At 44.3% G+C, this 12,457-nt stretch carries 11 protein-coding genes; 5 read left to right on the top strand and 6 right to left on the bottom strand.

Going from position 1 to position 12,457, the window contains the following annotated elements; genetic code table 11:
• Positions 1-56: 56 nt before the first annotated feature.
• On the bottom strand, positions 57-1,256 hold the full coding sequence (locus NC99_RS20570) for an anaerobic sulfatase maturase (RefSeq protein WP_053188561.1): 1,200 nt from the start codon (positions 1,254-1,256) through the stop codon (positions 57-59).
• 124 nt (positions 1,257-1,380) lie between these two features.
• Between NC99_RS20570 and NC99_RS20565 the strand changes: the two genes are divergently transcribed.
• Positions 1,381-1,995 (top strand): hypothetical protein, encoded by a 615-nt coding sequence (locus tag NC99_RS20565; protein ID WP_053188558.1) that lies wholly within the window; start codon positions 1,381-1,383, stop codon positions 1,993-1,995.
• 17 nt (positions 1,996-2,012) lie between these two features.
• Here the strand turns inward: NC99_RS20565 and NC99_RS20560 are convergent, their stop codons facing one another.
• A complete protein-coding gene (locus tag NC99_RS20560) occupies positions 2,013-3,656 on the bottom strand; it encodes an alkaline phosphatase family protein (RefSeq protein ID WP_053188555.1) in 1,644 nt (547 codons plus the stop codon).
• A 265-nt stretch (positions 3,657-3,921) separates the two neighbouring features.
• Here NC99_RS20560 and NC99_RS20555 point away from each other — a divergent pair, with 265 nt between their 5' ends.
• Entirely contained in the window at positions 3,922-4,767 is an 846-nt protein-coding gene (locus tag NC99_RS20555) for a restriction endonuclease (protein WP_053188552.1), read from the top strand.
• A gap of 62 nt (positions 4,768-4,829) precedes the next feature.
• Here NC99_RS20555 and NC99_RS20550 read toward each other — a convergent pair whose 3' ends face one another.
• From NC99_RS20550 to NC99_RS20535, 4 genes are all read right to left on the bottom strand, one after another.
• A complete protein-coding gene (locus NC99_RS20550) occupies positions 4,830-6,104 on the bottom strand; it encodes a DUF4861 domain-containing protein (protein WP_053188550.1) in 1,275 nt (424 codons plus the stop codon).
• 101 nt (positions 6,105-6,205) lie between these two features.
• Positions 6,206-7,003, bottom strand: coding sequence for a gluconate 5-dehydrogenase (locus NC99_RS20545; protein ID WP_053188549.1), 798 nt, complete (start codon positions 7,001-7,003; stop codon positions 6,206-6,208).
• Between the two features lie 49 nt (positions 7,004-7,052).
• Entirely contained in the window at positions 7,053-7,895 is an 843-nt protein-coding gene (gene kduI / locus NC99_RS20540; RefSeq protein WP_053188547.1) for a 5-dehydro-4-deoxy-D-glucuronate isomerase, read from the bottom strand.
• A gap of 7 nt (positions 7,896-7,902) precedes the next feature.
• Positions 7,903-9,063, bottom strand: a complete 1,161-nt coding sequence (locus NC99_RS20535) for a glycoside hydrolase family protein (protein WP_053188545.1) — start codon at positions 9,061-9,063, stop codon at positions 7,903-7,905.
• Between the two features lie 171 nt (positions 9,064-9,234).
• On the opposite strand from NC99_RS20535, the gene NC99_RS20530 reads away from it, so the two are divergent.
• From NC99_RS20530 to NC99_RS20520, 3 genes are all read left to right on the top strand, one after another.
• A complete protein-coding gene (locus tag NC99_RS20530; protein WP_053188542.1) occupies positions 9,235-10,266 on the top strand; it encodes a LacI family DNA-binding transcriptional regulator in 1,032 nt (343 codons plus the stop codon).
• 385 nt (positions 10,267-10,651) lie between these two features.
• Positions 10,652-11,344, top strand: a complete 693-nt coding sequence (locus tag NC99_RS20525; RefSeq protein WP_082326618.1) for a sensor histidine kinase — start codon at positions 10,652-10,654, stop codon at positions 11,342-11,344.
• Positions 11,334-12,428 carry a response regulator gene (locus tag NC99_RS20520; RefSeq protein ID WP_053188535.1) on the top strand — a complete coding sequence of 365 codons (1,095 nt, stop codon included), beginning with the start codon at positions 11,334-11,336 and terminating at the stop codon, positions 12,426-12,428. The genes NC99_RS20525 and NC99_RS20520 overlap by 11 nt, the downstream gene beginning before the upstream one ends.
• Positions 12,429-12,457: the final 29 nt, after the last annotated feature.

Raw genomic sequence — 12,457 nt, 5'->3', positions numbered from 1 at the left:
TGCTGGATATTGAAATCCTGAGCTTACTCGCATTTCCATTTGGTCTTCCAGGTTTATCACTTGACGAAATCATCAAACGCATTGTAAACACCACCACTTTGCTGCGACTGCTGCGCATCGTGCTGGTTTTGCTGCCATTGCACAGCCATATTGGAAAGCACCGGATCGGCATGGCCAAAAAACAGCTTGTAAGAGGTACAGAAGCGCGGCTTGCGTTGGTCGCGCGGATCCTTGATCCGGTCTTTGGTGCATCCGCCATAGCACTTCGTAAGCCAGCTGCACTGCTTGCACTCGCGTGGCAACTGCGCCTTGGCCTGGCCAAACACGGTCTGCTTCTTCGAGTTCAGCATGTTAATCACCCGGTCATGCATCACATTGCCCAACTTCCATTTTGGCTCGACAAAAAAATCGCAGCTGTAAACATTGCCGTTGTGTTCAATCACCACATACGGGCCGCACTCTTTCATCATGGTGCATTCGGGCGCTTCAAGGCCTACGTAGCTGTAAAAAACAGATTCAAAATGACGAATCGAAGTGGTGGGTTGGCCATCCTTAAAATCGGCCAGCCACAAATCAAACAACTTATTCAGAAAATGGCCATAATCTTCAGCCGACACCGAAAAATCAGCCGCCTTGGACGGATCATGCTTATCGGTTTCAACAATGGGAATAAACTGCATGAAGGTTAAGCCCAGGCTTTTATAGTAGTTGTATAATTCTTCGGGGTGCTTCACCGAATGGCTGGTTACACAGCACATGGCATTGGCCGAAACCCCTTCGTCCAAAAGCATCTTTGCATTGTCTTCCACCCGCTGGTGGGTTCCTTTTCCGCCCAAATCGAACCGGTAATAATCGTGAATATGCTTGGGGCCATCCAGCGACAACCCGACCAGCCAATCATATTTTCGAAGGAATTTGGCCCAGTCGCGGTTCAGCAAAAGGCCGTTGGTTTGCAGACCATTGCCCACCATTTGTCCATGCCCGTATTTTTGCTCCAGGGCAATGGCCCGTTCGTAAAATTCCAAGCCCATCAAAGTCGGTTCGCCGCCCTGCCAGGCCAGCGAAACATTGTCGCCCGACTGCTGCATCACTTGTCGGATGGTTTCTTCCTGCACCTGCGGACTCATGCGGTGGGTTTTACTTTGGTGAAACAACTCCGATTTCTCCAAATAAAAACAATAGGTGCAATTTAAATTACAATCCGGGCCGGATGGTTTAATTAAGACTGAATTCAGCGGTTTGAATTTCTTTGCCATGTTTCTTCTCCTCTGCTATTCAAAAACACAAACATACTAAAACAATCCCAAACCCGGCAGTATTCCATTTTAACAATTATTTTGATATCTTTCAACGACAATTGTACGCCATTAAATTGAAACGATGAAAATACTGCTTGCCTTTTCTTTCTCAATTCTGTTTGCCGTAGGAATTTCTGAAATCGCATATGCCCAGGGCCGCATTATAAAAAATCAAGGTTTTTTTTATGGTGCCGAAGGTTTTTACGGCCTTCACTCAAATTTAAAAACAGACCACGTGATTTCGACCGATCTGTATTCTCCGTCATCCTACGGATTAAAAGTTTCGGCCAACTGGTTTTTAAATTATCATTTGTCTGCCGGTGCAGCCCTGTCAATTTTGAATTATGAGGATCCGAACATGTTTACTTTTCCCGTGCTGGCGAACGCGCAATACTATTTCAGCAAAGGTGCCAACACCCCATTGGCATTTGTAGAGGGTGGTTATGGCCTTCGACTAAACCATCGCAAGCAAGACAAAGGATTGATCTACGAAGCGGGAATTGGTTACCGATATCGGTTGCAGCGAAAGAATTTTCTGGTGATTAAGGCTGGCTATCATACCTTTGTCAATAAGGAATGGCAATGGTTCCGAAAATTTGGTGATGAATATGATCCGGCATCCCCCAATCGCTGGTACGAGTTACGCCATCAGACCATAAGGCTGAGCGTTGGGTTTTATTTTGCAACCCGGCACTAAGTTCGTTCCAAAAAAACTTACCTGTCAAGAATTTCTTCCAAAATACGGCCTGAACAATGCGCAGGGGTTCCATAACCAAGCATATGCAGCAGTGTTGGAGCCAAGTCAATCGCATCAACCGATTTTAAAGTCGTTCCACGGCGTATGCCTTTTCCCATCCAAATCATGGGAATCCGGCTGTTGTCGTTGTAAATGGTTCGTTTAAACTTGTACTCCGGCTGCCAGCCTTCTTCCAGTACAAACAGCACGTCGCCTGATCGCTTGAAATTAAACGAGCTGGCAATGGCAGCAAGCTGGCTTTTCACGTAGTCGCCTTGTTCAAAATCAACGGCGGGCAAGGCCAACTTCACCCCTTCAAACTGATTGATAAAGGATGCCGATTTGGCTTGCACATCGGAGAGTTGCAAATCTTTTTTCTCGATCAGGTCGCGATTCAAATAAATTTGCTGATCGCTGGTAAATTCAACCCAATCGCCTTGCCCGTAGGTGATGTTGAGAAACGATTTCAACAAGGCCACCATACTTTCGGGGGTCACAAAACCAACGGGCATATTAAATTCTTCTTTCAGATAGTTAACCGGATAGCTTGATGAGCACGCCGAAGTCAGAACCAGCAAATACCGGTCGCGACCAACCTGCTGATCCAGAAAATGAAGCAAATGTTCGATGTTGCGATCCAGGCGAAGGTATAAATCCTGCATCTCCATGGAATTGGGACTAAACGACCCCTGCTCATAGTCCATCGATGAAAAATTGATAGCCAGTAAATCCGGAGTTTGATCCATCCCCAAGCGCTCAGCTTCTATCAATGCGAGGGCGAAATCCTTCACCATCTGATTTCCATAGGGTGTGGTCTTTAAAATCTTATAGCTTCCAGCCTCTTTTTTCAGGCGGTTCAAATTGTATGGAAGCGTGTTCCACTTGCCATAGTATCCTGGCTCCAGCACATAGTCGTCTTCCAGGCTTTCGTAATAGCTGGTTAAGGGCAACAGGGGTTCCCAGTCGCCATCAATATAAAAATCAGCAAACTGCTTGTCATTGAATTGGCGCACCCAATCGGGAAATTGATCGATAAAGTACGAGCTGCTAATCATGTTTCCGGTTAGCTCGTCCATCCAATAGGCGCCATCGGCAGCGTGACCAGCTGAAAAAACTGCGCTGTTCGCATTCATGGCGACTGAAAAAACTTTGGCTACATTTCTTGTATTCAGTTTTAGCACATCGCCAATGGTTGGACTAAGTAATTTAGCGGCCGAAACCTGCCCTTCTTTCGAATCGCTTCCAACGGTAATATAATAATCGTCCTGCAAGGCGTTGACTTCCTTTCGCCTCAGACGATCGTACCACGATTCATTCACAATGCCGTGCCGGTCAGGATAAACCCCGGTAAACAGCGTGGGCACACCGGTGGCTGTTTTCTGAATGTGCAAATTCATGGCGGCGTTTGTACAAACAGCCCCGTCTTGCATTAACCGGCGAAAACCACCTTGCTGAAACTGGTTCCAATAGCGGGTGATATAATCAGCTCGCATTTGCTCCACATTCACCACAACTACCAACCGGGTCTGGTCAGCCGTTGATCCCGGAATTTGCTGTGCCAGAGAAACTGAAACCAAAGAAAAAAAACAGATGGAAAGAATGATGTGTAATCGATTCGGCATGGCAAAGATTTTTAAAAGCGACTCAAAAATATAAAAAAGAAACGAACCCCCTAACCGAACGAAATCTGTTCGAAAAGAATTGTCGAAGGATAAGGTTTTGCAAGCTAAACATTACCTGATTGAATCAAAAGCCCGAAGCCAACCAAACGATCGCCACGCTCTCGCAGAACTTAAAATCACCGAAGAGATCATGTTTGAAGTTTTTCGGCTATCTTTAGAAAACCCAAAAAAGTATCAATCATGTCGTTCAGACTAAGTATCAGAAATGGAAAATAAAACCCCTAAAAGCATTTTAATCAGAAAAGCATCGGGCGAGCGGGAACCGTTTGCTATCGAAAAGCTCATTCGTTCGTTGCGCAATGCCGGAGCAGATGAAGATATTATTCGAGAAGTAGTCGATGACATCCAGGCCTGGATCTACCCTGGTGTGAGCACACACCAAATTTACTCGCGGGCATTCACCCAATTGCGAAAGATGAAAAACCAGGTTGCCTCACGCTACAAACTCAAAAAAGGCATGATGGAACTTGGCCCAACAGGCTATCCGTTCGAGCATTTTGTGGGGCACATTATGCAGCGTATGGGCTTTTCGGTTGAAGTTGGACAAACCTTGCAAGGACATTGTGTTACCCACGAGGTAGATGTGGTCGCTACTTTGGGTGAACAACTGCACTTTGTTGAATGCAAGTACGGTCAAACGCCCGAACGGATTCAGAACGTGAAGGTTCCGCTTTACATCCGTTCGCGGGTCGACGATCTGATTCGCAGGCATAAAGCCAGGCCCGAATACGCCGGTTTTTCCTTTTACGGCTGGGTGGTAACCAACACGCGCTTTACCTCCGACGCCATTGCCTATGGCCAATGCAGCGGACTAAAACTCCTAAGCTGGGACTATCCGGTTGACAATGGTCTGAAAGATTTGATTGACCGCGAAAAGATTTATCCGATTACCGTGCTGAAAAACCTCAACAAAAGTCAAAAACAAAACCTCATGGACCGCCATATCGTCACCTGCCGGCAATTGCAAGACGATCCGGAACTGCTGACTCCATTGGGACTCAACCCCAGCAAAACCAAAGCACTGCTCAAGGAAATCAGGGAAATTTTGTAGGCGAAAATGAAAGGGAGCCATGTTTCCACGACTCCCTCCAACCAAATAATAATCTATCCCGCTTAAATAATTACCACAATCGGATGACTTAATTTCTCCGCCTCCTCGTTGATGTAAGCTTCGAAGTGATCAATTTCTTTCCACTTGGGATTTTCCAGTCCCCACACGGCAAAAAAGTAGTGCCGGGCCGGAACCTCATTTTTAATTTTCTGAGCAATGTAATAGGTTTCGGAAATCACGTGGCTAAAATTTTTGGCGGGTACGGTTTCGTATCCCAACTCAAAAAAGTTGATGCCAGTTGTGCGGTCAACTGCAGTCATTTCGTCTTTTGGAACCATGACGGCCATTCCCAATTCATCGTTATTCAACGACTGAACATCGAGCGTGGCGATGGCATGATAATCCGCCCCGGCATCAAAAGCGTAGGGTTCATTTTTTAGCATGCTGGTCACAATTCCCGTGGCCAGTTGCTTTTCGCCTGAAAAACCGCCAACCGTCACATCGGACTGGAACCAATATTTTCCGGGAAAAATTGAAATTCGCTCTACTGCTTCCAATTCCTCTCCATCAACATCCCAACCTTTGTATTTTAAATCGAACACGGAGCGGACAGGCCCTTCAATGACTTTTTGATATTCGTACACTTCGGTTGAACCAAGCCGAATGAGCGAATCATTTTTAAGGATCGCCAAACCGCCTGAGCCCAGACTGCTTCCACAGTGTAACACGTCCATCCCCCAATCGGCCAACTGGTGATAGTCGCCCATTTCGGGGGTGTGAATTTTGTCGATTATCAAACCGGGCTGAAGTTTTCCAAACAGGTCTTTCACATTCCGGCAATCAAAATAATTCCGAAATCCCATTTTGTCGTTCTCCCAGTTGACGCTTTCGCCTTGGGCAATGGTAGGAAATCCCCCGAGCCCCGGAGGTGCAAAATACTGATCGACCTCCACAAAGCTATAATCGTCCTGCACAATTCCCAGACGTACATTCGTCCGCTTTTCAAACTCCGGATAATTCTCAGCCGAAACCAATTCGACATCCAAAGTAAGGGTTTCCAATGGCGCAAAATCGAGGTTCACAACCAGCTCATCCCACGCTCCGTCTCCATCCAAATCGTCGAACTGCGATGGAACAAGCTCTCCGGTGTTTTTGAACACCGGAGCCATCCCCATAGCAATGTCTCCCAATTTAGCCTCCAGATCAGCACGTTGCAGAATGATTGTTTCATCGGGGCGCTGAATATCCAGTGTATTTTCAAAGGTCATTTGATTCGATTCTGAACAGGAAATCAATCCGGCAGAAAAGAAAATGACAAGGTAGATTAGCTTTTTCATCAATAATAATTTGTTTTTTAATGGTCTGATGGAACTCACATGTTGCTGAAGTTTATTTTCATTCGTGTTTGTGTGCGGAGCAACATGTTCGTTTCATTGGACTAGTCAATGTCATTTTCACCTTTCACATACCCAAAGTTGGCCAGAATACCGCCATCGACATAAAGCACGTGTCCATTCACAAAATCGCTGGCTTTCGATGCCAAAAACAGAGCGGCATTACCAACATCTTCAGGTTCGCCCCAGCGGCCGGCCGGCGTACGGGTCATCACCAAATCGTTGAATGGATGATTGCCTTCGCGGATTGGCGCTGTTTGTGCCGTGGCAATATAGCCCGGACCGATCCCATTAATTTGCAGATTATATTTGGCCCATTCGCAGGTCATGTTGGCGGTCAGTAACTTCAAACCACCTTTGGCCGATGCATAGGCAGAAACCGAATTACGCCCGTAAACACTCATCATTGAGCACATGTTGATGATTTTTCCACTGCGTTTGGCAATCATTTTTGGCGCCACACGCTTTGATACAATTAGTGGCGCCACCAAGTCAACGTCGATGACCTGTTTGTAATCTTCAATCGCCATATCCAAAATCGGTATTCGTTTGATGATTCCGGCATTGTTCACCAGAATATCCACCTCTCCCACTTCTTTTTCTATTTCTGAAATACCCCGGTCAACGTCTGCCTCATCGGTCACATCGAATTTCAGAGCAAAAACGTCAATGCCTTCTTTTTTATATTCTTCGCGACACGCATCAAGCTTATCACCTGACAGATCGTTAACGCAGACTTTTGCTCCGGCTTTGCCCAAAACTTTGCCTATTGCCATGCCAATTCCGTGAGTTCCTCCGGTAATCAGGGCAACTTTTCCTGTTAAATCAAATAATTCGTTCATCGTATTTTCTTTGTGAAATTTTCACTTGCAGGCAATTCTACTGAAAAGCCTATTTCAACTGAGTTGGTTGAACAATGTCCATATCGGTGTAATCCAGGTTTTCGCCCGCCATGCCCCAAATAAAGATGTAATTGCTGGTTCCGGCAGCCGAGTGGATTGACCAACTTGGCGAAATCACCGCTTGCTCATTGTGCATCCACAAATGACGCGTTTCGTGCGGCTGACCCATAAAGTGACAAACGGCCTGCCCTTCGGGAACATTGAAGTAAAAATAAACTTCATTTCGCCGGCTGTGCGTGTGAGCTGGCATGGTGTTCCATACACTTCCGGGCTTCAATTCCGTCATTCCCATTTGCAATTGACAGGTATCAACCACCTTATTGATGAGCAACTGGTTGATGTCACGCTCGTTTGAAGACTCCAACGATCCCATGTGCAAAACATTGGCATCTTTTAAAGTCACATGCTTGGTAGGAAATTCCTTGTGAGCCGGAGCCGAGTTGAAATAAAAGCGGGCAGGTTTTGCCGAATCAGCCGATTTAAACACCACTTCCTTGTTTCCTTTACCAACATACAAGGCGTCTTTAAAATCAAGCACATACTCGGTGCCGTCAACCACCACACTACCTTTTCCTCCAACGTTGATAATTCCAACTTCGCGACGTTCGCAGAAATAGTTGGCTTTCAGCGCCTCAACCGTTCCAAGTGTGAGTGATTTGGTAGCAGGAACCGCGCCACCAACAATGTACCGCTCAATATGCGAATACACCAGGTTGATGGTATCATTTTCCATCACTTTTTCAACCAAAAACTCTTTTCTGATTTTTTCAGTATCATACTTTTTAAAATCATCAGGATGATACGAATACCTTTCTTCAAAATTTATAGCCATAATTCATTTAATTTTTAAGTTCTCTTTGTCTTTTAATTGCTTCTAAATAATAATAGTCAGCATAATTCAACGGAACATCAACTTCCGAATTTTTCGGCATGTGCCCAACACTGTGTTTGAGCAAAAACCCGCCATTGGTTCCGACTTCAGCTAAATATTCATCAGATGATAAGCTTGCCACAATTTTGTCAGCCAAATCAAAATAGGTTTGTCCATTTTCAACATAGCCTCCCAGCTCGTAAAAAGCTGAGGCAATCAACGCACCGGCTGAAGCATCCTTCTTCGTATCCGGAATCTTTGGATCATCATAATCCCAGAATGGAACCAGATCTTGTGGCAATCGGGGAATAATAAAATCCGCAATCTTCACAGCTGCATCGAGGTAAACCGGGTCTTTTGTCGCACGGTAGCAGAGAATGTATCCGTACAATCCCCATGATTGACCACGCGCCCAGGCTGTTTCATCACCCAGTCCCTGGTGCGTTTGTTTTCCTTTCACTTCGCCGGTAATGGTGTCGTAATCTACCACATGAACGGAACTCATATCCTCGCGAAAATGATGCTCTAAAGTCGTGTTGGCATGCGTAATGGCGATGTCGCGATATTTCGGATCGCCGGTTTGCTCCGAGGCCCAGAACAGCATCTCCAGGTTCATCATGTTATCGATGATCACCGGAAACTCCCACGAACCATGATCCCATGATTTGATGCAGCCAACAACCGAGTCAAAACGCGTGATCAAACTTTCGGAAGCTTCAATAACTACTTCTTTGTATTTTTCGTCGCCGGTTAAACGATAAGCATTTCCATAACTACAATAAACCATAAAACCAAGATCATGCGTGCCTTTGTAATATTGGACGCCGTCCAGCTTCTCTGTATTTTCAACAGCCCAATTTTTCCATTGTTCATCATTGGTCAGCTCATACATGTACCAATAGGAGCCTGCGGGGAAACCACTGCACCAATCGCGTTCGCCAATCATCTTATAACCATCTTCTGGATTCCATGACCTTGGAACTTTATCGGATTGGTTGGTGGCTTCAACCAGAACTTTTAACTGGTCCGAAAGTCGTTCTTCAAGGTAATTTTCTTTGGTTTCCTGCTGCGTGCAAGCCACAAGCACCGAAAACACAAACGCCATAAAAAGTAGTTGCTTCATTTTCATTGTTCGATTTTTTTAGTTGGATTAGAGCTACAAATTTATGACAAAGAAAACACAAATGCAATCGATTGCATTTATTTTTAATTTGAATTGAAAAATAATTGTCATCTTTGCATATTAGTCGATGTCATTTACCAATGTAGCATCGTTCATCATCCGATTTGATTTAAGAAAATGGAAAGAAAAGCATCAGTCACCATTCATGATATTGCGCGTGAATTGAACATTTCCGCATCAACGGTGTCCAGGGCACTGAATGACAACCCCAGAATCAGAAAGTCAACCAAAGAAAAAATTAAAGCCCTGGCCTTGGAGCTCGGCTATCAGCCCAACACCATCGCATCGAACCTGCGGACTCAAAAAACCCATACGATCGGAATTGTGGTTCCGCTCATCAATCGCCATTTTTTCTCAACGTTTATCAGTGGCGTTGAAGATGTCGCTTTTGACGCAGGCTACAACGTGATTATCTCTCAGTCGAAAGATTTACTTCAAAAGGAACAGCAAATTGTGAATTCAATGTTTTCGAACCGGGTTGATGGACTGATCACTTCGCTGAGTATGCAAACCAGCGCTTTTGAACATTTCCAGCTTTTCGCCAACAAAAATATTCCACTGGTATTTTTTGACCGGATTGCACCCGGCTTTGAAGCCAACAAGATCATTGTCGACGATTTTGCCTGCGGATTTAAGGCCACGCAACACCTGATCGACGAAGGCTATCAACGAATTGCTCATTTGGCCGGGCCAACGGTTCTAAACACCTACCACGACCGGATGGAAGGCTACAAATCGGCGCTGATAAAGAATAACATGCCGCTTGAAGATGAGCTGATTATCTGTAACCGACTGACCCGAATGGACGGACAAGAAGCCATCAAAAAGCTGCTGGATCTGAAAAATCCGCCGGACGCCGTTTTTTGCGGAAACGACACATCAGCCCTTAGTATGATTGTTTACCTGAAATCCCAGGGAATACGAATCCCTGAAGATTTTGGAATCGTTGGTTTTAGCAACGAACCTTTTTCAGAAGTCGTAACCCCTTCAATTTCGACCTTGAAACAACCCGCCCAGGAAATGGGACAAAAGGCAGCCGAACTTATCATTAACGAGATTGAAAATAAAGAACTTCCGCGAACTTATCAAACCATCACCATGCCAACCGAACTAATTGTAAGAGAATCATCGTCGCGAAAATTCAACTGAGTGGCCATTAAACGGCGGAGCTCACAACGCCATCCAGATACCATTAACTGCACAGTATCGTGGGTTGGCTAACAATTTATTAACCATTCGGTAATTTGCTTTAACAGTCGAAACCGAACATATTCCTTTTTTTTGCGTTAATTAAAATAATTTCTAAACCCAGTTTAATCGTTAATACCCTCAAGTAAAAGCCTTTTTGGTTTAGCTCGCATGAGTTAGAGGGGCAAAAAGGCCCTCAAAAGGTTAGTTCATGAAATAAATCAAAAAGTTTGATGTTTATAAATTAATATGTTTTAACTTGTGTAACCGATTTCGATTATAAACACTCGTAAATAACGAAACGACCAAAACAAGCGAACAGTAAAAACGATGAGAAACGATTAAAATGGACTATTCTTCAGATCAAAATATTAGCCAAATTATTAGCTCCTTATCTCATGAGCTAAGGACACCACTCACAATTTTAAGCTCAAATTTACAGTTGCTGAAGAGCAACAATCTAAATTTAGAAGCTACAGTTCGTGCGGAAACCTTCCAGTTATGTGAGGAAGCCCTGAACTCCGTCACGAAATTTTTGGATGGCATCCATTTCCTTAACCTGGCCAACAAACAGGAGCTCCGGGCACAGCCGGAAGTTTTCGAATTGGACCAACTGGTTCACAACGTTTTGAACAAACGTAACACCTCTTTTTATGGGTCGGATCGAATTCAGGTAGACCCCGGATTCAAACAAAAGCAGGTTTGCACAGATCAGGAGTTGCTGACAAAAGTGCTCATCCACATTTTGGACAATGCCTATAAATTTTCAGCGAAAGAAGTATTTGTTAAAATGACTGTTGAAAATCAGCATCTAATAATTGAAGTTGAAGACCAAGGGGTTGGAATTCCTGCTGATGAAATGTCGTTAATTTTCATGCCCTTTTACCGGTGCGAAAATGTAAAAATGCTAAGCGGCACCGGACTGGGTCTTTCAATAGCCCATAAGGCCATCAAGTGCCTGAATGGCGAAATTGAAATTACCAGTGCAATTAAAAAAGGTACTAAAGTCAAACTAAAAATTCTTTTAGATGAATGCTAAAAAGATATTGATTATTGAAGATGATTTAGCTTTGAGTAAAACTTTGAAGAACGTTTTATCATTGAATGATTACCAAGCTGATATTGCCAGTACGGGTGCCGAAGGCATCCAGAAAGCCTATGAATATTGCCCCGACTTAATCTTGTGCGACATAAACATGAAGCCAATTGATGGCTATCAGGTTTATAACATACTAAAGGACAGCTCGCTAACAAGCCGGATTCCGTTTATTTTCATTACCGGACGATCGCAGCTAAACGACATTCGTTTTGGTTTGGAGCTCGGTGTTGACGACTATATTGTAAAACCGTTCGAAAATGAAGACTTGCTAAAATCAATCAAGGTCAGGATTGAAAAATACGAGAAATTGGTCAACATTGGTAAAAACGACTATAAAACGCTGCTGAATTTATCGCCCAATGGGGTTTTTGTTTTTGATGGTGAAACCATTTATGAAACCAACCAGGCATTCATGGAAATCACCGGGCTGAATGAGTCGGAGATCAAAAAAATTACGTTCGATCAGTTAGTCAGCCCAAAGCAATACAAGAAGATAGAGGGTAAAATTATGAAATGTGCCAACGGATTAAGTGGCAACTTTCAGGAAGAAATTCAAATAAGAACGGCATCAGGCACCAAAGAAAAATACATACTGCACGTTTCGCCCAGCCAGAAACACAACGGCTTCACCCTTCTGATTGGCCTGTTGGCCCATGCCGAGCAATCAACCGATTCAGCACAGCTTGAATACGAAAAGCTCGTGAACATCCTCGAAGAGGAAAAAGTTTACATTTCAGGAAATCTGGCCCACAAGCTTCACAAGGCGTTTGACAGCCCAAATGGTGGCATGCAGCAACAAGGCGGAACTTCAACCATGCTGGCCAAATCGGTCTTCTCGAAGAGAGAGCAGGAAGTGCTTAATTTATCATGCAAAGGCCTGCCCATAAAAATTATTGCCGACCAGCTTTCAATTTCGGACCGAACCGTGGAGAAACACCGCGCCAGTCTGATGGAAAAAACCAATGCTAAAAACATTGTCGAAGTCATTATTTATGCCTTAAAAAACGACTTGGTAGAGATCTGAAAAGAAATAATTAGTCAATCCTTAAAAAC

It is taken from the genome of Sunxiuqinia dokdonensis (assembly GCF_001270965.1).
Lineage (GTDB): Bacteria > Bacteroidota > Bacteroidia > Bacteroidales > Prolixibacteraceae > Sunxiuqinia > Sunxiuqinia dokdonensis.
The sequence above is the reverse complement of the archived record's forward strand: the minus strand, read 5'-3'. Positions and strand labels throughout refer to the sequence as shown.